26 protein-coding genes and 1 pseudogene are annotated in these 22,904 nt (G+C 69.0%); 16 read left to right on the forward strand and 11 right to left on the reverse strand.

Features of this window, described 5'->3' with window-relative positions; translation table 11 throughout:
- Positions 1-21: 21 nt before the first annotated feature.
- The 3 genes from QMF80_RS15470 to QMF80_RS15480 are packed head-to-tail and all read right to left on the reverse strand — an operon-like array spanning position 22 to position 2,696.
- Positions 22-786: an amino acid ABC transporter ATP-binding protein gene (locus QMF80_RS15470; protein WP_420717633.1), complete on the reverse strand. Its 765-nt coding sequence runs from the start codon at positions 784-786 to the stop codon at positions 22-24.
- Entirely contained in the window at positions 783-1,745 is a 963-nt protein-coding gene (locus QMF80_RS15475; protein WP_283453534.1) for an amino acid ABC transporter permease, read from the reverse strand. The genes QMF80_RS15470 and QMF80_RS15475 overlap by 4 nt, the downstream gene beginning before the upstream one ends.
- Positions 1,746-1,748: 3 nt before the next feature.
- The gene (locus QMF80_RS15480; RefSeq protein WP_283453535.1) at positions 1,749-2,696 is read right to left on the reverse strand and encodes an ABC transporter substrate-binding protein; all 948 of its coding nucleotides are present in this window, start codon (positions 2,694-2,696) and stop codon (positions 1,749-1,751) included.
- Positions 2,697-3,051: 355 nt separating this feature from the next.
- Between QMF80_RS15480 and QMF80_RS15485 the strand changes: the two genes are divergently transcribed.
- From QMF80_RS15485 to QMF80_RS15495, 3 genes are all read left to right on the forward strand, one after another.
- Positions 3,052-4,476, forward strand: coding sequence for a pre-peptidase C-terminal domain-containing protein (locus QMF80_RS15485; protein ID WP_283453537.1), 1,425 nt, complete (start codon positions 3,052-3,054; stop codon positions 4,474-4,476).
- 155 nt (positions 4,477-4,631) lie between these two features.
- A complete protein-coding gene (locus QMF80_RS15490; RefSeq protein WP_502962854.1) occupies positions 4,632-4,823 on the forward strand; it encodes an early set domain-containing protein in 192 nt (63 codons plus the stop codon).
- Positions 4,824-5,072: 249 nt separating this feature from the next.
- Positions 5,073-5,345, forward strand: coding sequence for a hypothetical protein (locus QMF80_RS15495; protein WP_283453539.1), 273 nt, complete (start codon positions 5,073-5,075; stop codon positions 5,343-5,345).
- A 145-nt stretch (positions 5,346-5,490) separates the two neighbouring features.
- On the opposite strand, the gene QMF80_RS15500 is transcribed toward QMF80_RS15495, so the two are convergent.
- A complete protein-coding gene (locus QMF80_RS15500; protein ID WP_215030177.1) occupies positions 5,491-5,694 on the reverse strand; it encodes a cold-shock protein in 204 nt (67 codons plus the stop codon).
- Positions 5,695-6,190: 496 nt separating this feature from the next.
- On the opposite strand from QMF80_RS15500, the gene QMF80_RS15505 reads away from it, so the two are divergent.
- Positions 6,191-8,311, forward strand: coding sequence for a SpoIIE family protein phosphatase (locus QMF80_RS15505; protein WP_283453543.1), 2,121 nt, complete (start codon positions 6,191-6,193; stop codon positions 8,309-8,311).
- A gap of 492 nt (positions 8,312-8,803) precedes the next feature.
- Here QMF80_RS15505 and QMF80_RS15510 read toward each other — a convergent pair whose 3' ends face one another.
- Complete coding sequence (locus QMF80_RS15510) at positions 8,804-9,157, reverse strand: STAS domain-containing protein (protein ID WP_283453545.1); 354 nt, start codon at positions 9,155-9,157, stop codon at positions 8,804-8,806.
- Between the two features lie 282 nt (positions 9,158-9,439).
- Here QMF80_RS15510 and QMF80_RS15515 point away from each other — a divergent pair, with 282 nt between their 5' ends.
- From QMF80_RS15515 to QMF80_RS15525, 3 genes are all read left to right on the forward strand, one after another.
- Complete coding sequence (locus tag QMF80_RS15515) at positions 9,440-9,634, forward strand: hypothetical protein (protein ID WP_283453547.1); 195 nt, start codon at positions 9,440-9,442, stop codon at positions 9,632-9,634.
- An 89-nt stretch (positions 9,635-9,723) separates the two neighbouring features.
- A complete protein-coding gene (locus QMF80_RS15520) occupies positions 9,724-10,308 on the forward strand; it encodes a redoxin domain-containing protein (protein ID WP_283453549.1) in 585 nt (194 codons plus the stop codon).
- A gap of 9 nt (positions 10,309-10,317) precedes the next feature.
- Positions 10,318-11,202: a cytochrome c biogenesis CcdA family protein gene (locus tag QMF80_RS15525; RefSeq protein WP_283453551.1), complete on the forward strand. Its 885-nt coding sequence runs from the start codon at positions 10,318-10,320 to the stop codon at positions 11,200-11,202.
- Between the two features lie 303 nt (positions 11,203-11,505).
- On the opposite strand, the gene QMF80_RS15530 is transcribed toward QMF80_RS15525, so the two are convergent.
- From QMF80_RS15530 to QMF80_RS15550, 5 genes are read right to left on the reverse strand one after another with little or no spacing between them, the layout of a single operon-like run.
- The gene (locus QMF80_RS15530) at positions 11,506-12,489 is read right to left on the reverse strand and encodes an Rv1681 family radical SAM protein (RefSeq protein WP_283453552.1); all 984 of its coding nucleotides are present in this window, start codon (positions 12,487-12,489) and stop codon (positions 11,506-11,508) included.
- Entirely contained in the window at positions 12,483-13,292 is an 810-nt protein-coding gene (locus tag QMF80_RS15535) for an Rv1680 family SBP-like protein (protein ID WP_283453554.1), read from the reverse strand. Before QMF80_RS15535 ends, QMF80_RS15530 begins: the two co-directional genes overlap by 7 nt.
- A 38-nt stretch (positions 13,293-13,330) precedes the next feature.
- Positions 13,331-14,455: an Rv1679 family acyl-CoA dehydrogenase gene (gene fadE16, locus QMF80_RS15540; protein ID WP_283453556.1), complete on the reverse strand. Its 1,125-nt coding sequence runs from the start codon at positions 14,453-14,455 to the stop codon at positions 13,331-13,333.
- Positions 14,452-14,868 carry an Rv1678 family membrane protein gene (locus QMF80_RS15545; RefSeq protein WP_283453558.1) on the reverse strand — a complete coding sequence of 139 codons (417 nt, stop codon included), beginning with the start codon at positions 14,866-14,868 and terminating at the stop codon, positions 14,452-14,454. Before QMF80_RS15545 ends, fadE16 begins: the two co-directional genes overlap by 4 nt.
- 20 nt (positions 14,869-14,888) lie before the next feature.
- Positions 14,889-15,440, reverse strand: a complete 552-nt coding sequence (locus tag QMF80_RS15550; protein WP_283453560.1) for a TQO small subunit DoxD — start codon at positions 15,438-15,440, stop codon at positions 14,889-14,891.
- A 412-nt stretch (positions 15,441-15,852) separates the two neighbouring features.
- Here QMF80_RS15550 and QMF80_RS15560 point away from each other — a divergent pair, with 412 nt between their 5' ends.
- The 9 genes and pseudogenes from QMF80_RS15560 to QMF80_RS15600 all read left to right on the forward strand — a co-directional run bounded on the left by QMF80_RS15560 (position 15,853) and on the right by QMF80_RS15600 (position 21,739).
- On the forward strand, positions 15,853-16,494 hold the full coding sequence (locus tag QMF80_RS15560; RefSeq protein WP_283453562.1) for a glycosyltransferase family 2 protein: 642 nt from the start codon (positions 15,853-15,855) through the stop codon (positions 16,492-16,494).
- Positions 16,491-17,123, forward strand: coding sequence for a TIGR04282 family arsenosugar biosynthesis glycosyltransferase (locus QMF80_RS15565; protein ID WP_283453563.1), 633 nt, complete (start codon positions 16,491-16,493; stop codon positions 17,121-17,123). Before QMF80_RS15560 ends, QMF80_RS15565 begins: the two co-directional genes overlap by 4 nt.
- Positions 17,124-17,749: 626 nt before the next feature.
- Positions 17,750-18,037, forward strand: a complete 288-nt coding sequence (locus tag QMF80_RS15570; RefSeq protein ID WP_283453566.1) for a hypothetical protein — start codon at positions 17,750-17,752, stop codon at positions 18,035-18,037.
- Positions 18,034-18,618 (forward strand): class I SAM-dependent methyltransferase, encoded by a 585-nt coding sequence (locus QMF80_RS15575; RefSeq protein ID WP_283453568.1) that lies wholly within the window; start codon positions 18,034-18,036, stop codon positions 18,616-18,618. Before QMF80_RS15570 ends, QMF80_RS15575 begins: the two co-directional genes overlap by 4 nt.
- Positions 18,619-18,647: 29 nt before the next feature.
- Positions 18,648-19,808, forward strand: coding sequence for a bifunctional class I SAM-dependent methyltransferase/NUDIX hydrolase (locus tag QMF80_RS15580; protein WP_283453570.1), 1,161 nt, complete (start codon positions 18,648-18,650; stop codon positions 19,806-19,808).
- A gap of 61 nt (positions 19,809-19,869) precedes the next feature.
- Positions 19,870-20,247 (forward strand): annotated as a pseudogene (locus tag QMF80_RS15585) (PIG-L deacetylase family protein); the annotation flags it as partial.
- 472 nt (positions 20,248-20,719) lie between these two features.
- Positions 20,720-21,097 carry a hypothetical protein gene (locus QMF80_RS15590; RefSeq protein WP_283453573.1) on the forward strand — a complete coding sequence of 126 codons (378 nt, stop codon included), beginning with the start codon at positions 20,720-20,722 and terminating at the stop codon, positions 21,095-21,097.
- A 13-nt stretch (positions 21,098-21,110) separates the two neighbouring features.
- Positions 21,111-21,350 carry a hypothetical protein gene (locus tag QMF80_RS15595; RefSeq protein ID WP_283453575.1) on the forward strand — a complete coding sequence of 80 codons (240 nt, stop codon included), beginning with the start codon at positions 21,111-21,113 and terminating at the stop codon, positions 21,348-21,350.
- A gap of 29 nt (positions 21,351-21,379) precedes the next feature.
- On the forward strand, positions 21,380-21,739 hold the full coding sequence (locus QMF80_RS15600; protein ID WP_283453577.1) for a hypothetical protein: 360 nt from the start codon (positions 21,380-21,382) through the stop codon (positions 21,737-21,739).
- A 74-nt stretch (positions 21,740-21,813) separates the two neighbouring features.
- Here the strand turns inward: QMF80_RS15600 and QMF80_RS15605 are convergent, their stop codons facing one another.
- Positions 21,814-22,551 carry a TIGR02391 family protein gene (locus QMF80_RS15605; RefSeq protein ID WP_283453579.1) on the reverse strand — a complete coding sequence of 246 codons (738 nt, stop codon included), beginning with the start codon at positions 22,549-22,551 and terminating at the stop codon, positions 21,814-21,816.
- Positions 22,552-22,904 lie beyond the last annotated feature (353 nt).

Here is a 22,904-nt window from a genome sequence, read left to right on the forward strand (position 1 = left end):
GCTGCCGGCCGAGGGTGGCGGTCACAGGACCGCGGAGAGGAAGGCGCGGGTACGGTCCTGCTCGGGCTCGACGAGGACGTGGCGGGGGTCGCCGGCTTCGACGACAACGCCTTCGTCCATGAAGACGGCGGTGTCGGCGACTTCGCGGGCGAACCCGATTTCGTGGGTGACGACGACCATCGTCATGCCCTCGGCTGCCAGGTTGCGCATGACGTCGAGGACGTCGCCGACCAGTTCGGGGTCGAGCGCGGAGGTGGGCTCGTCGAACAGCATCAGTTTGGGTTTCATGGCCAGGGCGCGGGCGATGGCGACGCGCTGCTGCTGTCCGCCGGAGAGCTGCGCGGGATAGTGGTCGGCGCGATCGGCGAGACCGACCTGCTCGAGGAGGCGGTGTGCTTCCTGCGTGGCTTGCACCCGTGGGATGCCGGCGACGTTGACGGGGGCTTCGATGACGTTCTGCAACGCGGTCATGTGGGGGAAGAGGTTGAAGCGCTGGAAAACCATGCCGATGTCGCGGCGCCGCTGGGCGATCTCGGGCTCGCGCAGCTCGTGGAGCTTTTGGCCGTGTCGGCGGTAGCCGACGAGGTCGCCGTCAACGGTCAGTGTTCCCCCGTCGATGCCTTCTAGGTGGTTGATGCAGCGCAGAAAGGTGGATTTGCCCGAGCCGGAGGGGCCCAGCAGGCAGCAGACCTGTCCGCGCTCGACGGTGAGGTCGATACCTTTGAGTACTTCGAGCTTGCCGTAGTTCTTGGTGACGCCCTTGGCCTGCACCATGGGTGTGGTCATCGGTCGGCCTCCTTCTTGGTGCGGCGTGCCAGCGTGGTGCTCGCGGTGCCGAGCATGCGCTGTATGACGGGGATGTTCTGGCTGCGTGCGGAGCCGCGGCCGTAGCGGCGCTCGAGCCATGCCTGCGGGATGCTGAGCAGGGAGACGAGGGCCAGGTACCAGAGGCTGGCGACGACGAGCATGGGGATGACCTGGTAGTTCTGGGCGTAGACCTCTTGGATGTTGGACATGAGGTCGTGGGCGCCGATGACGGAGACCAGGGCGGTCATCTTGAGCATGTTGATGGTCTCGTTGCCCATGGGCGGGATGATGACGCGCATGGCCTGGGGAAGGACGATCCGCCTTGTGGTCAGGGCCGGACGCATGCCGAGCGAGTGGGCTGCCTCTGCCTGGCCCGGGTCGACGGACTGGATGCCGGCGCGGACGATTTCCGACGTGTAGGCGGCTTCGTTGAGGCCGAGGGCGAGGAGGGCGGCTACAGCGGGGGTCAGGACGCTGTTGGTGTCCCACGAGACAAAGGTGATGCCGGTGAACGGCACACCGATCTTGATCTGGGAGTAGAGGGCGGCGGCGTAGCCCCAGAAGATGATCTGGACCAGGAGCGGGGTTCCGCGGAAGGCCCAGACGAACAGGGAGGACATCCCGTAGAGGATGGGGCTGCTGGAGAGTCGCATGACGGCGATGACGGTGCCCAGCCCCAGGCCCAGGGCCATGGCTGCGGCGGTCAGCCACAGGGTGGTTGCCAGGCCGTCGAAGATGAGACCGGCGAAGAGATAGTCCCCGACCACGTTCCAGTGCAGGTTGTCGTTCTTGGCCAGGGATCCGACCAGCCCGACCAGGGCTGCGATCGCGGCCGCTGCGGCGATCCAGCGGCCGTAGTGGCGTAGCGGTACGACGTTGAGGTTCTCGTCCGAGCCGTGCAGGTCCGGTTTCATGTCCGCGTGGGAGAGGGTCGCCATGGATCAGTTCACCGACGCATTCCTGGTGGCTTCCGTCACCGCGATGGAAGCGACGCCGTACTTGTCGCAGATCTTGTTGAGGGTGCCGTCGTCGATGAGCTGCTGCAGTGCCTTGTGGATGGCGTCGGTCAGCTCCGGCAACTTCTTGGAAACGGCGATGCCGTTCGGGGAGGCGTTGTAACCACCGAGAGCCGCCGGGTCATCCACCAGGTCGAACGCCTTGCCGTCCTCGGCGGTCTTGGCCGTCCATCCGGCTGCGGGCTTGGTCAGGACGTCCGCGACGACCTTCCCGGCGCGCAGGGCGAGCTGGGCGTCGGAGTCCTTGGGGAAGGTCTGGATGCCGATCTCGCCCTTGTCGATGGCCTTGCACCGGCTCTGGTGCGCCTTGAGGAGGTCGAGCTGGTTGGTGGCGGCCTGGACACCCACCGGTTTGCCGCACAGGTCGTCCAGTGTGGCGATCTTCGCGGGGTTGCCTTCGGCGACCATGATGCCGGAACCGGACTGCGAGTAGTCGACGAAATCGACGACCTTCTGCCGCTCCGCGTTGTCGGTGATGGCGGACATCGCCACATCGAACTTGCCGGCCTGGATGGCGGGCACAATGCCGTCGAACTTCTGCGGGGTGAAGGCGAACTTCACCCCCAGCTTGGCCCCCAGTGCTTGGCCGAGATCGTAGTCAACGCCGGTGAGCGCGCTCTCGCCTTCCTTGACGAACATCTCGAAGGGCGCGTACGGCACATCAGTCGCCACCCGCACCGTTCCCGACTCCTTGATCGCGGCTGGAAGCGCGTCGTGGAGCGCCTGGTCCTTGGTGATCGCCACGCCGGCGACCTTCGTGTCGCTTCCGCCGACAGCTGAGCCGGGGTTCGAGTCCGAACAGGCGGTCAGTGCGGCCAGCGCCGTCGCCGTACCGAGGACCACCGCTAGGGGGCGAGCGAAATGAGCGTTCATCAGGTCGAACCTCTCCAGTCGGGCCGACGGGAGTGCTCGCCGTCGACTACAGACAGGGAAGTTACAGATGCTTCGAAATCTTGGCTAGATGTATCGCTCATTACGTTCATGTAACGAGCGGAACAAGTCATGTGGCCAACGGCTAGCAGCTGCCCTAAGACCAGGTTGTCCAGGAGGAGGCGGCTTGATTTAGCGATTCCCGTCATACATCTATCGCTCAGATTGCTTGGCTTGTAAGTTCCGGTACCACATCGCCGTCCGGCCTGGAAGCCCGCCGCCCATGGCCCGCTTCTCACGCGGCGCTGTCGGGTCCTGCCTGCCAGCGGGACCTATCCCCGAACCCCGGAGACCTCCCATGAGAACCAGAAGTCTGCGCCCAAGCCTGGCCCCCGCCGCCCTCGCGCTGCTCACCCTCACCGCCACCCTCGCCTCGGCCGGCCCCGCCGAGGCAGCCGCCACGCGCATCCGCCTGGGCAGCGCCTCTGACGTGAGCCGCACCTCCTGGCAGGGCCCCGCCTTCACCATGAACGGTGACGGCAAGATCCTCGCCGCCCCGATGGCACGCGCCATCGATGCCATCCGCGGGGGCACCGGCAGCCTGGACGTCGTCGTCCTCAGCGGCTCGGCGCCCACCTCAGGGAGCAAGACCCCCGAGTGCGACACCGTGATGCCCCTGACGGGTGTCAACTCCTGTACGACCTGGACCCTCACTGCCGCAAGAGACGGCGACAGCAGCCAGGTCAACACCGACATCCGCAACGCGGAGTTTGTCTTCTTCGCCGGCGGCGACCAGTGCCGCTACGCCGCGTGGAGGGGCACCGCACTGGAGGCGTCGGTGGAATCGGTCGTCGCCAAGGGTGGCGGCTCAGGCGGAGGCAGCGCCGGTCACCACATCAACAGCCCGGTCGTCTACGACGCCTGCAACGGCAGCGTCACCACCCCGGAAGCGCTCGCCGACCCCTACGACAGCCATATCTCGTTCACCACCGGCATGTTCGAATGGGCCGACTACGGCGGCGTCATCAACGACTCGCACTTCGTCACCCGCGACCGAATGGGCCGCACCATGGCGTTCGTCGCCCGGGCCATCAAGGACGGCCGGACCACCGGCGGCAAGGCCTGGGGCGTAGGAGTGGACGAAGGCAGCTCCCTGTACCTCGACAGCTCCGGACTGGCCACGCTCTACGGCAAGGCCGCCTACATCGTCCTCGGCGACCACCAGCCCGAACAAGCCACGCCGGGCAAGCCGCTGACCTTCTCGAACTACAAGATCTGGCACCTGACCACCGGCCAGACATACGACTTCAAGAACCGCCCCACCTGCGGCTACTACCTCCGCAGCGTCACCAACGGCGTCACCGACACCAACCTCTACAACGGAACGCCGCAAACCGACTGCGGCACACCGCCCAGCGGCACCACCTTCACCGAAACCGAAGCGAACGACACCCGCGCCACCGCCAACGACGCCACCGCTCTCACTCCCCCCGCCACACTCACCGGCAGCATGCAGTCCACCACCGACCGGGACTACTTCCGGATCTCTCTCGCCTCGAACCAGAAGCTCAGCGTCCAATGCGCGGTCCCCGCCGCTTACGACGCCGACCTCTACCTGCTCGACTCCACCGGCAGCACCCTCGTACGGTCGGTCCACGACGGCGCCGGCACCGACGAAGCCCTCACCTTCACCACAACCGCCAGCGGCACCTACTACCTCGACGTCGAGGCCTACAACGGCTCGGGCACCTCGACCTACAACTGCGTCGTGAGCACCGCCTGACTATCAGCCGGTGCCGGACAACCGACCGGCACAACCGCACTCACAGGCATCACCGCACGCTGCGCTGACTCTCTCGTTGCAGAAGCTCGTCGGTCACAGCGGCTGCAGGCGGCCGAAGACTCCCTGCGGAGCGCCCGCCCGGCCCGGTCAGCGTCGTGGGCGACTTCAACGGCTGGCAGCCCGGCGTCCACACCCTGCGCCCGCGCAAGGACGGCAAACGGGCCGTCACGGTCGCGCTGGCGAGCAAGAGCACGCACTCCTTCCGGTATCTGGCCGCCGGCGACTACTGGTTCAACGACGAGAGCGCCGGTGACCAGGAAGGCCCCAACAGCCGCCTGCACACCTGATCAGCCCGACCGGCGTGACCGGCCGCCGCCTGTGTCGTTGAACCCGACAACACGCGCCGACAGCCCCACACCCCCCGGGCAGGCGGCGCGGGCGGCCCCCTGATTCCGCACCCGGCGTCAGGGGGCCCTGTTGCATCTGCCCGACGGCCCTTGGGGCGGCTGACGTCGGCAGGCACCGGTTTCGGCCCGGGATGCTGGGTTGTGTTCTGCTCGGGGCGGTGACCTGTGGCGGGGGCAAAGGGGGAGCGGATGACGCACGAGTGGGGCGATCCGGCGGGCGGCGCTCCGCAGGCCAGGCAGACGGTCGAACGGATCGTTGAAGCGGTCGACGCGGGTGATGACCGCCGGATCCGGGCCCTGCTGACGGAGCTGGCCGAGGTCGCGGACACCGCGGCACTTGTTGTACCTGCGCAAGCGGCTCCTGGAGGGCCGGGAGGACTGACCGGCCTTTCGCGGCTGCCCGTACGGCGCGGACCCAACCACGGGATGCCGCTCCGGCAGCCCGGGCGCGGGCGCCGCTGACGCGAGGGCTCCTGCGGGGTGGGGTGCGGCGGCTGGAAGGGGCCGCACCGGGGGGCTTTAAGAGAGCCCGGCCGGAAGTTACGACCCGGCCGGGTCACACGGCGAACGCCGCAAATACAGCGGCCTCCGTGAAGGAGGCGAAGGCTCAGGCGGGGGTGATGTTCTCCGCCTGCGGGCCCTTCTGGCCCTGGGTGACGTCGAAGTTCACCTTCTGGCCTTCCTGAAGCTCGCGGAAGCCGGAGCTGGCGATGTTCGAGTAGTGGGCGAACACGTCCGGACCGCCGCCGTCCTGCTCGATGAAACCGAAGCCCTTTTCCGCGTTGAACCACTTCACGGTTCCGGTGGCCATGTGTCCTCCAAGGGGACTCGAAATCGGTCCCGCACCGTGCGGGAGCCGGAGGTGATCGCCCTGGTCCTCAGAGACTGTGAACAGCAAAATCGCCCATGAATGTTGCGCTCACGGGCGACCGGTACTTCGGAACCATGACAGCTGCCCCTGACGCTACACGGGCCCTCCTGCTCGCACCACGAGAACACCCCTACGCCGTGTTCGCGGGCATCAGACCGGGGGTGTCTCGCCGCTGCCGACGTGGCCGCTGAGGCGGAGATTCGGGTTCCCGGCGGAGCAGACCGGGCGGGCTTCGTGGGCCGGGCCACTCTTGACGCGCCACTCCACCGGGCGGCGGCCTGCGCACGCCCCAGGCCCTGGGGCCTGACCGCCCGGAGGCCGCTGGCGGAGGCCGGGCGGGCGGGGCCGGAGGAAGATGAGAGGACGGCCGGCAGAGGCGGGCGCAGGACCGGATGGTCGGACCCGAGCCGCCGCAGTGGGTGAAGGAGGTCCGGTCATGGTCGCGTCCGAGGCGTTTGGGGCCGGGCCCGGCCCCGTGGGAGTGGTTCCCTCCGAGCCCGGCGGTCTGCTGGATGTACTGAGCGTGGCCGCGGTGGTCCTGGACGCCGAAGGACGGATCACGCTCTGGAGCCCTCAGGCCCAGGATCTGTTCGGCTGGTCAGCCCCGGAGGCGCTGGGCCGGTACGCGGCCAAGCTGCTGGTCGCCGACGAGTACGTCGACCTGGTCCTTGAGCTGTTCGCCAAGGTCATGGCGGGGGGCGTTGCCTGGGCCGGGGTGTTCCCCGTGCGGCACAAGGACGGCTCCACGCGGCTGGTGGAGTTTCGCAACATGCGGCTGCTGGACGAGCACGGCGGCGTGTACGCCCTGGGGATCGCCTGCGACGAGGCCGTTCTGCGCGGTGTGGAGCGGGACCTGGCGCTGTCGGTGCGGCTGGTGGCGCAGTCCCCGCTCGGGCTGGCGGTGCTGGACACCGATCTGCGCTACGTCCTGGTCAACCCGACGCTGGAACGGATCAACGGCCTGCCGGCCGAGAAGCACCTGGGCCACACCGTCCGCGAGGCGCTGCCGTTCCTGGACACCGAGGTGATCGAAGCCTCCATGCAACAGGTTCTGGAGACCGGCGTACCGCTGCTGGACCAGTTCGCCATCGGGCGTACCCCCGCCGACCCGTACCGGGATCATGCCTGGTCGGGCTCGTACTACCGGCTGGAGGATCCCAGCGGGCGGGTGATCGGTATCGCCCTGTCGGTGGTGGACGTCACCGACCGCCACCGCGCGGCCGCCGAGGCAGCCGAAGCCCGCCGGCGCCTGGACCTCATCGCCCGGGCGTCCGTCACCGTCGGCACCACCCTGGACCTGGAGCGCACCGCCCGCGAACTCGCCGCCCTCGTCGTGGCCGATCTGGCCGACGTCGCTACGGTCGACGTCCTCGACTCCGTCCTGGAAGGCAGCGCCCCCACCGCACCCGGCCCCGGCACGGAGCAGGCTCTCTTTCGGGCCCTGGCGATAGCGGCGGCCTACGAGACGGACGCCGTCCACGCCGCCGACCCGGTGGGCGAACGCGCCACCTATCCAGCCGAGCGCCTGGTCACTCGCTGCGTCAGCACCGGACGCCCCGTCCTGGTGGCACACGTCACCCGCCCCGATCTGGAGCACATCGCACGCGACGAAACCGCCGCGGCCCTCCTCGCCCAGGAGGGCCTGCACTCCTACCTGGCCGTTCCGCTGACGGCCCGCGGCCAGCTCCTGGGCGTCCTGGGACTCCTGCGCACCCGCAATCCACTCCCCTTCAACCATGACGACGTCACTCTGGCCGGCGAACTGGCCACCCGCGCCGCCATCGCCATCGACAACGCCCGCTGGTACCAGCACGCCGCCGACACCGCCCTCACCCTCCAGCGCCACCTTCTCCCACACCCCCCACCCCAGGCCGCCGGCCTGGAGATCGCCTACCGCTACCAGCCCGCGGCAGCGGCCAGCGGGATCGGCGGCGACTGGTTCGACGCGATCCCACAGGCCATGGACAAGACCGCCCTCGTGGTCGGGGACGTCATGGGACACGGGGTCCACGCCGCCGCCACCATGGGACAACTGCGCACCGCCACCCGCACGCTGGCTGAACTCGGCCTCGACCCGGCCCGTGTCCTGCGCCACCTCGACCACATCACCGCCGGACTGGACCAGACCATCGCGACCTGCGTCTACGCCGCCTACGACCCGCACCGCTCCCGCTGCCGCGTCGCCCTCGCCGGCCACCTGCCCCCCGTCCTCATCCGGGCAGCACAGGCACCAGAACTGCTCGACCTGCCCACCGGCGTTCCGCTCGGCGCAGGCAGCCTCGGCGGCGCCCGTTTCGAGACCAGCGTCCTCGAGCTGATTCCAGGCGACCGGCTGGTCCTGTACACCGACGGCCTCGTCGAAACGCGCGACGACGCCCTGGACGACCGCCTCAACCTCCTCCTCAGCCTCCTCACCGATCCCGGCCTCCCCCCGGAAGCGACCTGCGACCGGCTCCTGGCCGCGCTACGCCACCCCGACGCCGCCGACGACGTCGCCCTCGTCATCGCGCACGTGAGACCCCACCCGCCCGCCGACGAGGCGACCGCGACGACCTGACCGGCCCATCCCTTAGAGGCGGGGCCGGGGGTGGCGGCGAATGAGGATGGCCCATTCCTCGTCGTGACGGCCCGGGACGAGGCGTCCGCCGCTCTCCCACGCTGCGCGAGTTCGGTGAAGATCGGCTCCAGCCCGGGGCGGTGAACCGTTTCTCCGCCGCTCAGCTGGACACCGGTGACGGGGGTGAGCCGCATCGTCGTCGTGGTGGTCATGCGGGGTTCAACGCCCGCGAGCCCGGCGGGGTTATCCGCGCCAAGCGCGCTTCTGCCCCGGGGTGGGGGAAGGAGTGGGGGCCCGCGGCTGGCGCAGGACCCAACCCTGCCCTTGTCTACGCCGTGGAGCCCAGGAGCGGGGGCGCCAGGTGGCAGTGGATCAGGGACCTGCGGGGTGTGGCCCGGGGCGGCCGGCCGGGCCGACGGTGCCGTGATTCGCGCGGCTCCCAGCGCAGAAGTAGGGCGGCTGCGAGCACGGTGCAGGTCAGGAGTACGAACGTCATGACACGGCCGCCCTCAGCGGGGCCGGCCGGGCCGATAGCTGTACCGACGCGACGGCGTGCAGAAAACGCATCACTGCCCGGGAGCGGTTCGTGAGCCTGAGGCGACGTCCGTGCCGGGGCCACCACTCGAGGACGGCCAGGAAGCCCGAGTCGCAGAACGTGACCCGAGAGGTGTCCAGGACGAGGCCGGTGTAGCCGTCGGCGGCCGCCGAGGCCAGGAAAGCCCGCAGCGGGGCGGCGCTGAAGTGGTCGATCTCCCCGGCGAGGTGAACGACCAGGGTCGCGCCGAGGGTGGTGCACGAGTGGACGACTATGACCCCGGGCTCGGTGTCCGCGTCCCAGTCGTGCACGGCAGGAGGGGCAACCAGCGGCGCGAGGGTGGCGGGCCAGTATCGGGGCGGTGCTTGCGGTACTCACATCCCCATCAACGCCTCCCGCCCCGTTGCGGGAAACGAGCCACGCCACCCTTTCACCCCATCTGACCAGCACAGATCCCCGGTAGAGGGAAAGAATTCACCCGGATGAGGCAGCCAGACATCTCCGGAGCGACCGTTGTTCACCGTGACAGGGCCCGGCCGGCCCAGTTCTCCCGCCAAGACACGGTCGGCCACGTAATGCGGGCAGGACAGAACATGCCACGTCACCGTCAGATGGCCTCCGGCCGCGGCGATCGTGCGGGCCTGGCCGTCGGCCGGTCCCGCTGCGCAGTGCCGGCACACGAGGGTTCGAGTTCTCAGCTCGGGCGGCTCGATGGTGTGCTGATCCGCCTCGTGCGTGGACGCATCACCGTCCTGGACGCCGAACGCCTCGGCGACCACGCGGGCTGACGTCACCGAACCGTAAGCGGCCCCAGGCCCCGCCCCCGGTGGGAGCGATCTACATTTCAGGTCCGACCCCGACAACTGGAGCCATCACCATGCGTGCCCGCTCATTCCTGTCCGTCGCACTCCTCACCGCCGCGGCACTCACCCTGACCGGGTGCGGCTCGGACACGGCCACGCCCGCCGGTGGCGCCGCGGGCACGTCCAATTCCACGGCAAGCAGCGCCCCCTCCACCGCAGGAGCCGATCCGTCCGCTCCGGCTGCGACGGTCGTCCCCGAGGCGCTGCGCTTCACGGGCACGACCGTCGACGGCAAGCCGTTCGACGGGACGAGCCTGGCGGGCAAGCCCACTGTGCTGTGGTTCTGGGCCCCCTGGTGCCCCAAGTGCAAGGCCCAGGGACCCGAGACCGCCAAGGTCGCCGAGCAGTTCCAGGGCAAGGCCAACGTCGTCGGGGTGGCCGGCCTCGACAAGCAGGCTGCTATGAAGGAATTTGTCACCTCCACCGGTGTCGGAGCCTTCCCCAACCTTTCCGACGAAGCCGGAGGCATCTGGAAGAGGTTCGAGATCACGCAGCAGAGCGTGTACGTGGTCCTCGACAAGGACGGCAAGACGGTCTTCACCGGGAACCTGCCCGCAGGCAAGGGGCTGGCCGACAAGGTCGCCAAGCTCGTCGGCTGACCCGCCATCATGTCCGATCTGCCCCTCGCCCTCACCGCCGGGATGCTCGCCGCGGTCAACCCGTGCGGCTTCGCCCTGCTCCCGGCCTATCTCTCCCTGCTCGTCCTCGGCGACGACAGCCCCACCCGCACCGCGGCCGTCGGCCGCGCGCTGGCCGCCACAGCCGCCATGACCGCGGGCTTCGCCGCCGTATTCGCGCTGTTCGGCCTGGCCGTCGCACCCGTGGCCGGTCAAGTGCAGGAGCACCTGCCCTGGTTCACCATCGTCTTCGGTGTCCTGCTCGCTGCCGTCGGCGGCTGGCTCCTGACCGGGCGTGACCTGCCCTCTCTGTTGCCCAAACTCCGCCGCGCGCCGACCGTGACCCGCTCCATACCCTCGATGGCCCTCTTCGGCGCCGCGTATGCCATAGCCTCGCTCGGCTGCACCATCGCCCCCTTCCTCGCCATCGTGGTCTCCGCGTTCCGCAGCGGATCCGGCTTCGAAGGCGTCGTACTCTTCACCGCCTACGCGACCGGAATGGGCGTCATCGTCGGCGCAGCGGCCCTCTCCGTCGCCCTGACCCGCTCCGCACGCGTGGGACGGCTGCGCCGCATCGGCTCCGTCGCCACCCGGCTCGGCGGTGCACTGCTCCTGCTGGTGGGCGCGTACGTCGCCTACTACGGCTGGTACGAGATCCGCACCCTGCGCGACCCGCAGACCACCGACCCGCTCGTCGACGCCGCCGGCACCATCCAGCGCGCCCTCGCCGACACCCTCGACAGAATCGGCATCCCCGCCGTCGCCACCCTGTTCGCGGTGCTGTTGCTCGCCGCCCTGTTGCTGCGCCGCCACACCCGCCGCGGGCAGAGCGAGGACGCGCACGAGGGGAGCGGTACGCGGAACCGCACCCTGTAGAGCTGGTCGGGATGTTCTCTTTCGCCGAAGCCGTCTGAGTTGGTCCGGGCGCCGGTGCGTTGACCGCGCGGGCGGCAGATGCGGATTGCTGCCGGGGGTGGCCGCATCGCGTCCCGGAAGCGTTGGGCTTCGGCGGTCCACGCAGATCGGCCTCGGTGGTGCGCCGCAGGAGAGGAGGGGGGCACCGGGGCCGACGGGGCAATTTACGCCCCGTCGTCCGGACTGGCCCGTCTTACCCGACGGCGGCCCCACTGGATTTCTGGCCGCTGATGCGGGAGCGGAGGGCTCGTGGCTGGTATGGGGTCATGCGCAGGGGAACGTGCGGGCGGCGGCGTCCGCTGTGGCTCTATGCGCAAGGAACTGCTCCTGTACGAGGGCGATGGCGGAGTCCAGCGGGAAGATGTCGCGGGTGACGAGCTGTTCGTCGTTGTCGGCTCCGACGGGATGCCAGTAGACGCCTTCGGCGGTGATGGTGACCTCGGGTATCAGGGTTTCCACGGTGAGTTCCAGGCCGCTGTCGGCGGCGCCCTGGCGGGCGAGGGGCCGGACCACCTGGTGCCGTTGCGGGATGCCCAGCGAATCGAGGAAGGACCGGAGCTCGTTCTCCTCGTTGCGGTCATCGGTGGTGAGGGTGGCGGCTACCCGCACGGTGAAGCCCTCGTCGAGGGCAGTGTGAATGCCGGCGACTGCCTTGGCCCACGTGCCCTTGCCGCGGTGGGCGTCGTGGAGGTCCGCGGTGGCGGAGTCGAGGCTGATCTGGAGGGTGAGGCGGTCGCGGGGCATGGCCTGGAGTGTCTGGAGCCGGTGTCCGCGGAAGAGCATGCCGTTGGTGAGGAGGGTGGTGGGCAGTGCGGCGGTGCAGTCAGCGACGATCTGGTCGAGGTCGGGGAGGATGAACGGTTCGCCGCCGGTGAGCAGGATCTCGCGGACTCCGGCGGCGGGGGCGGCCTTCGCGATCTCCCGTACCCGGTCCACTCCGAGGGCGCGTCGCTTTGCCTTGGGCGAGGAGCGTGCGCAGCAGTAGTCGCAGGCGAGGTTGCAGTCGAAGTTGGTGTAGAGCCACAGGCGTGCGCCGGGGCGGCGGTCGGTGGGAAGGTCTGAGATCGGATCCGCCGGGCGTCCTCGCCGGATCGTGACGCTGGTGTGGTCGGCGGCTATGAGTGTGTTGCCGGTGCGGGCGCACCATGCTGCGGCCAGGTCGGCTTCGTCCGGCGAGTGGAGTGGGATCGTGATGGTGTCTCCCTCCGCCAGGGCGGAGGTTTTCTCGATGAGTTCGAGGATCACCATCGGGGTGCGATGTCCTGTTCTTCGACGGCCTGGAAGAGGTCGGTGTAGCCGTCGAGTTCGGGGGCCACCCAGCGGGTGAGTCCTTCGAGTTCCAGGATGCGGCGGTGGTCGGGGTTGTCCCAGTCCATGGCCAGCAGGTGTGCGGTCCAGGCTTCGGTCCGGGCCGGATCGAGGGTGTCGAGGGCGGTGAAGTTGCAGTGGCAGTAGGCGGGGCTGGTCCAGAAGGATTCCAGGGCGCCGGGCATGAGTTCGTCGCGTCCGATGGCTTCCCAGGTGGTGATGCCGATCGCGGCGGCGTCGGCGTCGCCGTCGAGGACGGCCCGGATGGCGTCCAGTTCGCTGCGGCCGGTGTCGCCGTGTTTTCCCAGGTCGCTGTCGATGCGCAGGAGTTCCACGTCACCGTCGGTGATGCCTTCGCGGCGCAGATAGTGCAGCGGCAGGATCGCTGCCTGTGCGGAGTCACGGCTTCCCAGTGCCAGCCGTCGCCCCTTGAGGTCCCCGGGGCCGCGCAGTCCGGCTCCGGCCCGGCAGACCAGGTGGCTGCGGAATGCCAGATCGGTGTCGCGCATGGCGAGCGCGGTGGCGTGGCCGCCGCTCTGGAGGACGGTGCGTACCCAGGCCAGGTTGGTGTTCCAGGCGATGTCGATGGTGCCGGCCAGCAGTGCGTCGACCTGGCGGCCGTAGTTGGAGAACAGGACGAAGTCCATGTCGAGGGGGGCTGTGCGGTAGTAGTCGCGGATGCCTTCCCAGATGGGCACGACGTTGGGGGTGTATGCCACCGCACCTACTACCAGCGGTTCCATGGCCTTCTCCTCTCCCTCGGTGCTCGTGCCGTGCGGGGTCAGCCGAATACCGGCTGGCCGGTGATGGCCTTGCCGTAGAAGTCGTAGAGCACGTCCGCGGTGGGGGCCATGACGTGGCCTGCCCGGGCATCGCGGAAGAACCGTTCGATGGCCAGGTGCTGGGAGAACGCGGCACCGCCGCACACCCGCATGGCGTCGTCGGTGACGGTCAGCGCGGTGTCGTTGGCAAGGGCCTTGACCCCGAGGACGTACAGGGGGGTGTGGTCGTCGGGGGCGGCGATACTTGCCGCTGCCGTGCGCAGGTAGGCGGTCGCGGCTTCGAGCTGCAGCGACGTGCGGGCCAGCCTGGCGCGGATCGTGGGCAGCTCGGCCAGCGTCTGGCCGGTGTGTTCCAGTCTGGCGGTGCTGGTGTGCTGCACCGCCGCCTTCAGGGCGGCCCGGGCCAGGCCCAGGGAGACGGCCGCGTTGCCCAGGTTGAACCAGGGCATGACCGTCTCGGTCATCAGCGCGAACCCGGCGCCGGATGGGCCGAGACGTGTCGCGTCCGGTGCCGTGACCTCGAAACGCATCGGCGCGGAGGCGTTGCCTCTCAGCCCAAGGCCCCGGAACGAGCCCGTGACGCTCACGCCCGGCATGCCCGCTTCCACCCCGTACAGGTCGACCGTGCCCGGATCGTCCGCCGAGAGTACGGAGGTGACGTACAGCCCCGCATGACCGGCGGAGGTCACCCAGCTCTTGTCCGCGGTGAACCGCACATCCTCGCCGCCATTGCGCTTGGCCTGGGAGATCGGCGCCCAGAAGTGCGAACGGGAACCGGGCTCGCTGAACGCCAAGGTGGCCAGTGTCCGCCCGGCGGCCAGGTCGGCAGTCAGCGAGGGAAGCCCGGGCGGTGGGGCGGCCAGCACCGTCATGGCACCGCAGACGTGCATCAGATAGACCATGGCAGTCGAACCGCAGACCTCCGCCAGCTCGCCCGTGACATGGGCGAACTCCTGAGGCCCGGCGCCCAGCCCTCCGCCCCGCTCGGGCAGGGTCAGGCCCAGCAGGCCGCAGGCGGCCAGAGCCGACACCGCCTCCACGGGGAAACGGCCCTCCGCGTCCACGTGGGCGGCGTACTCGCCGGCAACGGTCAGAACCGGCTTCAGCGTGCTGTCCAGGTTCATGGGGAACCAGGCCTTCCTGGGGAAGATGCGGAAGGGGCGGTAGGGGCAGGTGCGCGGGTCTGTGGCACGGGGGCAAAGCCGAGAGCGAGCAGACCCACGGCGAAAGCGAGGAGCAGGGCCACGGTCGAGCCGTCACCTCCGAGCAGGTTCGCATCGGTCCACCCGATCTGGACCAGCTGCAGGACGGCGGCCGCCAGGAACCCGGCCCCGGCCAGGACGATCAGCACCCGCACCCCCGAGAGCCCCGCGGCGACCGTCAGGCAAGCTAGGACCAACACGACCAGCGTGCCCGTCCCGCCGAGCGTGACGAGCTCCCATGGGGGCGCGTCCGCGATCCCCAGTACGGTGCTCGCCGCGGCTCCCAATCCCAGACCGGCCGCTGTCCTTGCCGTTGCTGCGGATGGTGCCTTCACCGGCTGCCTCCTTGAAACCGTTACGACGCGACCAGCAGCAGGCGTGAGAACCGGCCGCGGCGCTGCCTCCAGAGGGGGCGCAGCGCAGCATCGACGCCGTAGACGCGGCCCGCGGCGGTGGCCAGCAGCGCCAGGTGCGCGACGTACATCAGGAAGTAGGCCCAGAACCACTCGTTCGGGGTGTTCAGGACCGAGAATGTGATCGCGGTCGTCTGCGCCAGCCCCACCAGTGCCCAGAACCGGGTCGCCAGGCCCACCAGCAAAAACGCGCCGAGACATGCCTCGACGGCGAAGGCACCCCAGGCGAACACCGCGAAATGGGGGATGATCACGTGATCGACCAGCCACGCCCACGGAGCGAAGACTTCATGCTCGGTCCCGTTCAGCGTCCAGGCGTACAGGTCACGCGGCGGGACGGACTTGTTGCCGAAGTCCGGCGGATGCTTCCACGCAAGATTCTGAATCCACAGCAGACCGACGACAACACGGCAGACAGCCAGCAGCACACGGGAAAACCGGGAAGAGCCCAGGGGCTCTGCACCATGCATCACGGACCCGTTGGTCACGTCCATGCCGAGGACCTTCGTTCTTGCACCACGGAGCTGGAAATTCATCCGATGCCGTAGATCCATTGACTCACGACGCCGCGTGCCCCGCAAAACCACCCGGAGCCCAGCCCTGACGAAGCAAGAACGGGATGCGAGGTCGCCGGCAGGGAAGGACCATGGTTCAAGGACACACGGCTTCGCCGGAAGGCCACGATCCGACGCGCCCTGCCCGGCAGCGGGGGCCACACGCCGCCGGCCCCGGATCACGGCGATCCAGACCCCGTGGTCACTTGCGCGTACCGGCTGGGCTGCGTACGGCACATCACCGCGTACTCGCAGTGGCTGGCCGACGAGCTGGGCTGGTCGGCCCAGACCGGTTTCGCCGAGGGGATGGCGGAGTTTGCGCGCAGCAGACCGCGAGACTCGGAGGCCCAAGATGTCCGTGCTTCGTAAGGACCAGCTGACGGTGGACGTCGTACTCCCCTGCCTGAACGAAGCCGTGGCCCTGCCCTGGGTTGAGATCGCCGCGGCGCTCGGCGCCACGGTGGTGTACGAGCCGCGGGGCGGCTTCGGCTCCGCCTGTCACGCCGGGCTGCTGGCTGCGGACGCGGACATCGTCTGCTTCTGCGACTGCGACGCCTCGCTGGATCCCAGCCTGTTGCCCGCCCTGGTACGCGAAGTGGCGGACGACCGGTTTGATTTGGCATTAGGCCGACGGCGGCCGCAGACGCGTGGGGCCTGGCCCGTGCACGCCCGGGCCGCCAATCTGGCGCTCTCCCGGATGGTGCACCGGCGTACCGGGCTGCGACTGCACGATCTGGGGCCGATGCGTGCGGCTCGGCGGGAGCCCCTGCTCGCCCTCGCTCTGACTGACCGGCGAAGCGGCTATCCCCTGCAGATGGTTGTCCGCGCCGCCGACGCGGGCTGGCGGGTCTGCGAACTCGATCTTCCGTATCGGCGCCGGACCGGGAGGTCGAAGGTCACAGGGACCTGGCGTGGCACCTGGCAGGCCGTGCAGGACATGCACGCAGTGCTCGCGCAGCCGCCGGTGGCCGCACCCGGGGCAGGTGCCCGGTGACCACGCTGCTCGTCATCGCCAAGGCGCCAGTGCCCGGTCGAGTAAAGACCCGGCTCACCCCGCCCTACTCGCCTGCGGAAGCCGCGCGCCTCGCCGAGGCCGCGCTCGCCGACACTCTCGCGATGGTCGCCGCGGCGCCGGTACGGCGGCGTGTTCTGGTACTCGAAGGCGCCCCCGGCGGCTGGCTGCCGCCGGGAATCGAGGTGGTGGCGCAAAGCACCGGCCCGCTGAGCGAACGGCTGGCCGCAGCCTTCGGGCTGTGTTCCGAACCTGCCGTACTGATCGCCATGGACACCCCGCAAGTCACCCCCGACGACCTCGCCCCGGCCCTGGCTGCGGACGCCTGGCAGGATTGCGACGCCTGGTTCGGCCCGGCGGTCGACGGCGGCTTCTGGGCGCTGGGCCTGGCCGAGCCCGATCCGGAGCTGGTACGCGGAGTCCCCACGTCTTCACCCGAGATCGGCGCCGTGCAGCGGCGGCGACTCACCGACGCCGGGCTGGTGGTGCGCGATCTACCAGTGATGCGCGACGTTGACACCGCGGCCGATGCGCGACTGGTGGCGGCCGAGGCCCCGCACACCCGCTTCGCCGCAACGCTGGCCGAGCTGGGGCGAACCGGGGCACGATAGCCGCCGACGTCTACCTGTCCGTCCCCCGAGATAGCCGAACTGCTCGAGTTCTCGGAAAGGGCACCCGCGGGCAAGTGCCCGCACGCAGGCGGTCTCCGCCTCGCCCAGGAACCGGGGCGGTGCCCGTCGCGCGGGTACCTCGATGACACGCGCTCGGACTGTCAGGCAGATCCCTCGACGGCCGCACTGTCCGCGATCCGGGCGCCGCTTCCGATGCCGGCCTTCGGCACGTCAAGGACGAGGACGTGGCCCGGCTGGTCCCCGGACTCGACGACGAGGATGGCACAGTCACCGAACCGTAAACACCCTCCCCACCGACACGGATAGCACGACGCTGCGAAAGCGGGACCTCTCGCCCCGGTGGACTCCCCCGTGCCACCGGGGCGGTTCGCGCGTCCGCGGGCGCACCGCGCCGTCATCACCGTTGCCTGTCGGCGATCACGACGACGGGGTCCACGTGCGCCGTGGACGGGGACGATCGACCTCCCCCCCCCTTTGGAGTGAACCGTTCGGCCGCCACTTCCGGGTGCAACCTGTCTCATTCCGCTGCCTGTAGGCGACGCCATCGAGATCCTGGAGAGCCCCACCGCTCCGAGCTTCCAGGGATCAGCAACGTCTCATGAGACATGTGCATCGCGGAGAACTCGGTCAGGCAGACCATCTGTGACCCCCGTTTCCAGGGGCGGATGCAGGCCGCCAGCACCACGATGACTGCCGGCGTCCGACCGCTCGCCGCCGCGGCCGCCGGCGCCCTGGTCCTCTACCTCGGCGTACACGCCACCCTCACGATCGGCGCGCTCATCCAACTCGTCCCGGTAGCCCTCCTGCTCCTCTCCCCTGTCCGCACCATGCGGGACATGCCCGCCCCGCCCCTGCGCACCGCACTGCCCTCCGCGCGCGAAGGATCGCCGTGACAACGACCTCGACCTCGACCGCCGCGTACTGGGACCCCCTCTGGGCCCAAGGCCGCCGGTACCGACAGCTCGACGACACCGAGACCCGGCTCATGGACCAGCGCCTCGGACCCGGCTGGGGGCGGCCGGCTCTCGACATCGGCTGCGGCGACGGCACCCTGACCCGCCACCTCCACCACCAGTTGGGATACCGCACCACCGGAATCGACTGCTCCCCCAGCGCCCTCGCCCTCGCCGCTGCCCAGGACTCTGCGGAAACACCCGGACCGCTGTGGAGATGCGCCGACATCGGGGCCGACGACCTGACCTGCCTGCCGGAGCCCGCGTACTCGGTCATCACCTGCCGCCTGGTCTACCTGTGGATCGACGACAAGGCAGCCTTCGTCAACCGCGTCCGCCGCCTCTTGGTACCCGGCGGAACCTGCTGGGTCGTCGCCGAAATCGCCGGCCGCCGTAAGAGCACCGACCCGCTCCAGAGCCTCGGGATCACCCCGGCCGAGGCCGAGATCCTCACCGCGGGCTGGTCGGTCGTCCGCACCCACGACCTTGACGTACTCCGCTGCTACGCCCTGCACCCCTGACCCGCCCCACCCTGCTGGAGGACACGTTGATGGACATCGAGAAGCAGACCGCCGAAACCTGGACCACCTACGGGGCACACCAGCTCACCGTCCGACCGGACCTGCCGGAGATCGCGCGGTGGGACTGGGGCGGCACCGACACCGGGCCCGACATCGAGAGCCTCGGGGACGTGGAAGGGCTCCGCATCCTCGACCTCGGCAGCGGAGTGGGCCGGCACGCCGCCCGCCTGGCCGCCCTGGGCGCCGACGTCACCGGCGTGGACGCCTCCCCCACCCAGCACGAGCGCGCCGTCACCCGATACCCGAACACTCCCGGGCTCCGCTTCGTCTGCGCCGACGCCGTCGCCCACCTGCAGGACGCGGCCCCCTACGACCTCATCTACTCCATCAACGGGCTGCCGTTCCTGGACCCCAACCGGCTCCTGCCCGCGCTGGCCAACGCCCTCAAACCCGGTGGGCGCCTCCTGTTCTCCGCACTGCACACCAACTCCGCTGGCGCAGGACCCTCCAAGGCCGCCACCCCACGCCCGGAGGTCCTGCGACTGCCCGGCACCGACCAGACCCACCCCGTCCACATGTGGGTCCTGACCACCCAGCTGTGGGAAGACCTGCTGGTCGAGCACGGCCTCACCCTGGAGAAGGCCACGGCGATCGACGAGCCGCAGCCGGACAACCAGGCCTCCTACCGGCTGTACGAGGTCCGGCGTCCGCAGAGGGTACCGAGCCGCCAGCGCACCGGTACTCCACCGCCTCCGCGCGCGTTCGTGGGGGTCGGTGTGATCATCCACGGGCCGGATGGTGTCCTGCTGGGCCAACACCGTCGTGGAACTTTCGAATTGCCGGGTGGATCGGTTGAGCCCGGCGAGACCTTCGCCGAGGCCGCAGTACGTGAACTCCGTGAGGAGGCCGGCATCGCGGCCGATGTGGCCGACACCGTCGTGCTGGGCACCCTCCTGGCCCGGGTGGGTGACATCGTCCGGGTGACGGTGCCCGTCCTGGTGACCCGGTGGTCCGGTGTACCGCTGCAGTGCGAAGAGACCATCGGGGCCTGGAGGTTCTGGCCCCGGGATGCGCTGCCCCAGCCTCTGTTCGTGCCGAGCGCTCAGTGCCTGAGCGCGTGGGATCCGAGCCTCCCGCTCGACCATCCAGCCGCTGCCGCCTTCCACCCTTCAGGCCCCGGGCCGGTCTAGCCGAAATCCTCCCGCCCATTCCGGTCCCGCGCCTAGTCACGCACCAGGAAGGCCTACGCCCATGGCCCCATCACCCACCCCGGCCAAGCCGTCCCTCCTCGGGGTCTTCGCACACCCGGACGATGAGTCGCTTCTAGCCGGCGGCGTCCTCGCACAGCACGCCGCCGCCGGTGCCGACACCGCGGTCGTCACCGCGACCTGGTCCCCGGACAGTCACCGGGCCGCCGAACTCGCCGACGCACTGAAGGTTCTGGGTGCCGGAGAACCGCGGATGCTCGGCTACGCGGACGCCCGCATCCCCGACTCAGCCCCCGGCCGGCCGAGGCTGTGTGACGCCCCCATCGACGAGGTCGTGGAGATGCTCGTCGGACACATCCGTGCCGTACGGCCACAGCTGGTATTGACCCATGACACCTACGGCCAGTTGACCGGCTTCCCTGTCAAGTCAATGTGTTCGGTTTGGTCCCTCGCGGCAGTGACCTCTGCCGGAGGCCACTTCCGCCCGGTTCGTTCGGCAGGCGAAGTAGCAGAGTTCCCCCATCAAAATGCTGATCGGCTCGTAAAGGAAACCGCAGTCGTGCCGCCGAGCGCCTTCGAGCTCAGAGGTGCTCAGCTCGCTGTGCGGAGAATTCAATCCCGTCGGCCCGGGTGGAGTGTCTGACGGGGGGCCCGCATTCCTTCCCGAGCCGCAGAGCGGGTGGATGGCCTCGTGGGAGGCAAGGTTCAGCGCCTCGGGGAAACCCCCAGGCGGCACCATCAAGGGCTAAGGGGAGGCTCATGCCGTCCACCTGGCCGCGGCCAGCGTGCGGGTGGGCATGGAGGGCAGAAACCCCGGTGCTGGCCGCGCTGCAGCTCACTACGGTAGGAGCCTCGGCGAGGAGCCGAACCCAAGACGTGGAGGGCGGGCGGCGATGAAGCGCCTTGAGCTGGTGATCGTGCAGTTTGAAGAGGTCAAGCGCCTCATCGAGGTCGGGCGGGTCCCGCAGCTGCGGCTTGCCCACATCCTGCTCGACAGTGCCGTCGAACTGATCATGCACCGCATGGCCGAGGCCGAACTCCGCTTCGAGCACATCGACTTCGACCGGCTTGAGAATCTCCGTCGGCTTGAATCGATGCGCAAGAGCGACAATCCCTTGCATCGCCGCTTTGCGACCGGACCGAGCGATGACCAACTCCGTGCGGAGATCCAACGGCTTGAGGGGGGTGACCTCGAAGAGGAAGCGGAAGCGGATCAACGACAACTTCGGGGACAAAGTCGACTTCCTGGTCGAGAGGGAGAAGCTTCCTGAAGACCTTGCGCCGGTGCTGAGGAAGCTGCACGACTACCGGAACGAGACCTACCACCGTGACCAACACCGAGTCGAAGTGATCCGCCCCGCCGTCCTGATCTACTTCGACGCTGCATGCACGGTCCTCGACCACTACGAGCCAGGAGTTCTGATCGGTGATGGCCGCCTGGGTCCCGAGCTGGCGCGTTTCCAGGACAGTTTCCCCAGCCGGCAGAACCCTTCGAGATCTCCCACCGTGCTGCGAAGCAGCTGAGGAAGGAAGTCGGTCTCGACCTGGTGACGGTGAGGGACGCGCTGGTCGGCCATCTCCTTGGGCGCCTTGACGATCTTGAGTCGGGCCTCGCCTACATCGAGGAGAACAGCGCCAGCGGCGCGGTCCCGGGCGACGCCATTCGGATCATGCAGATCGAAGACGGAGACCTCGACGCGATCTTCGACGAAGATGTACTGCGGAGCAGGAAGTTCCCGCTCACAATGAAAGACGTCAAGTCCTGGATCACGCGGGCCATGGCCATGGAAGAGATGGACGACAAGCACGCGCTCTTCGCAGAACTCGCCGCTCTTGAGGACGCCTTCGAGGATCTCGAACAGAAGGTCCGGGACGCGGTCTGGGCAATCGACGAGGCAGCGAACATGCGCTAAGAGACCACCGCAATCGTTTTGCGAGGGCCGCTGCGGCGGCCCGCCCCGACGGGCGAGTCCCTCCGCAGCCAGTACTACGAGGCGGTCTCCACCGTTGCGCTGTCGATCCAGCGGGCTAGGAGGCTGAAGGCGGTGAGCTGTTCGAGAGCCTCGTGCTCGGGCAGCTCAGGGAGGCCGTCCTCGTGGCTGTTGGGATTGCGGATCGCCGCAAAGCAGCCCTCTGCGAACGCCATGACCCCGCGCTGCATGCTCTTGAATGTGTCGCTGCCGTCGTCGGGCACGACACGCAGCTTGGGCCGACCATCGACGGGCTGCTTGTCGTTCAGCGAGTCCTGGAAGAGCTTGGTCTCCGAGAGGTCCCGGCGGCCGAGCTTGTTCTGCGTCTCGGCATTGATCTTCCGTGCGGCGGCAGTGACCGCCTCGCGGAAGTGACCGCTCTGCCAAAGAGACCTGGCCCCCTCCCACGCCCACGGGTGGAGAGCGGCAGCGCTGATCTGCGGAGCGTTGGTGCCGAGCTTTTCGCTGATCTCCGCGTCGGCGGCGATCGTCGCCTTGGCGCGGACAGCCAGTTTGCGATGCCCCGTCCATCGCCGGTCCGGGCTCATGCTCATCTCAAGGTTTTCGCGCCACTCGGGATCGAGGTGAGCGAAGATCCGCTCGACTATGACGGCCTGGGCAGTGATCTGGTCCTCTTCGGCTGCGTGCTGCCGCCCCGGCCTTCCGCTGGGAAGGCGCTTATCCACGATTGTGGTCATGTTGATGAAGTTGTCGAGCTGTTCATTGGCCCACTCAGGGACAGCGATGTTCGTCACGGGGCCACCATGAGGCAGCACTCGCCTGTTCCGCTAGTCCATTCAAGTGACTCAGCGGCGTACGACTTCGTTGTGCACCATCGCGTACGGACCTGCGTGCTCAGCCGCCTGTTCGAGCCGGGACGGCCCGCGAGGGCTGGTGGCTCAGCTGGTGGGCGGGCGGAACGCAATGACGTTATCCGGGGCCTGGGCGGGCTTCGCCGACGGCGCGGCTGACTCCTGGGTGAGAAGCCGTTGTCTTACCGATTCTGATCGCTGAGTTTTCCCAGCTCAGGCATGGTTTCGCTGTCGGGGTGGGAGGGTTCGGGCGTCGTGTTCGGGCTTGGTGGTGCGGAGGTTTTCGGTGGCGTCGG

The organism is Streptomyces sp. G-G2, assembly GCF_030063135.1.
Lineage (GTDB): Bacteria > Actinomycetota > Actinomycetes > Streptomycetales > Streptomycetaceae > Streptomyces.

Excerpts from the sequence above, each read along its gene's own strand:
- QMF80_RS15515 (WP_283453547.1), top strand. The coding sequence starts at position 9,440 with ATGCCACGTCACCGTCAGATGGCCTCCGGCCGCGGCGATCGTGCGGGC.
- QMF80_RS15525 (WP_283453551.1), top strand. The coding sequence starts at position 10,318 with ATGTCCGATCTGCCCCTCGCCCTCACCGCCGGGATGCTCGCCGCGGTC.
- QMF80_RS15495 (WP_283453539.1), top strand. The coding sequence starts at position 5,073 with ATGACGCACGAGTGGGGCGATCCGGCGGGCGGCGCTCCGCAGGCCAGG.
- QMF80_RS15475 (WP_283453534.1), bottom strand. The coding sequence starts at position 1,745 with ATGGCGACCCTCTCCCACGCGGACATGAAACCGGACCTGCACGGCTCG.
- QMF80_RS15470 (WP_420717633.1), bottom strand. The coding sequence starts at position 786 with ATGACCACACCCATGGTGCAGGCCAAGGGCGTCACCAAGAACTACGGC.
- QMF80_RS15530 (WP_283453552.1), bottom strand. The coding sequence starts at position 12,489 with ATGGTGATCCTCGAACTCATCGAGAAAACCTCCGCCCTGGCGGAGGGA.
- QMF80_RS15550 (WP_283453560.1), bottom strand. The coding sequence starts at position 15,440 with ATGGACGTGACCAACGGGTCCGTGATGCATGGTGCAGAGCCCCTGGGC.
- QMF80_RS15480 (WP_283453535.1), bottom strand. The coding sequence starts at position 2,696 with ATGAACGCTCATTTCGCTCGCCCCCTAGCGGTGGTCCTCGGTACGGCG.
- QMF80_RS15505 (WP_283453543.1), top strand. The coding sequence starts at position 6,191 with ATGGTCGCGTCCGAGGCGTTTGGGGCCGGGCCCGGCCCCGTGGGAGTG.
- QMF80_RS15590 (WP_283453573.1), top strand. The coding sequence starts at position 20,720 with ATGAAGCGCCTTGAGCTGGTGATCGTGCAGTTTGAAGAGGTCAAGCGC.
- QMF80_RS15500 (WP_215030177.1), bottom strand. The coding sequence starts at position 5,694 with ATGGCCACCGGAACCGTGAAGTGGTTCAACGCGGAAAAGGGCTTCGGT.
- QMF80_RS15580 (WP_283453570.1), top strand. The coding sequence starts at position 18,648 with ATGGACATCGAGAAGCAGACCGCCGAAACCTGGACCACCTACGGGGCA.
- QMF80_RS15560 (WP_283453562.1), top strand. The coding sequence starts at position 15,853 with ATGTCCGTGCTTCGTAAGGACCAGCTGACGGTGGACGTCGTACTCCCC.
- QMF80_RS15485 (WP_283453537.1), top strand. The coding sequence starts at position 3,052 with ATGAGAACCAGAAGTCTGCGCCCAAGCCTGGCCCCCGCCGCCCTCGCG.
- QMF80_RS15535 (WP_283453554.1), bottom strand. The coding sequence starts at position 13,292 with ATGGAACCGCTGGTAGTAGGTGCGGTGGCATACACCCCCAACGTCGTG.
- fadE16 (WP_283453556.1), bottom strand. The coding sequence starts at position 14,455 with ATGAACCTGGACAGCACGCTGAAGCCGGTTCTGACCGTTGCCGGCGAG.
- QMF80_RS15520 (WP_283453549.1), top strand. The coding sequence starts at position 9,724 with ATGCGTGCCCGCTCATTCCTGTCCGTCGCACTCCTCACCGCCGCGGCA.
- QMF80_RS15570 (WP_283453566.1), top strand. The coding sequence starts at position 17,750 with ATGTGCATCGCGGAGAACTCGGTCAGGCAGACCATCTGTGACCCCCGT.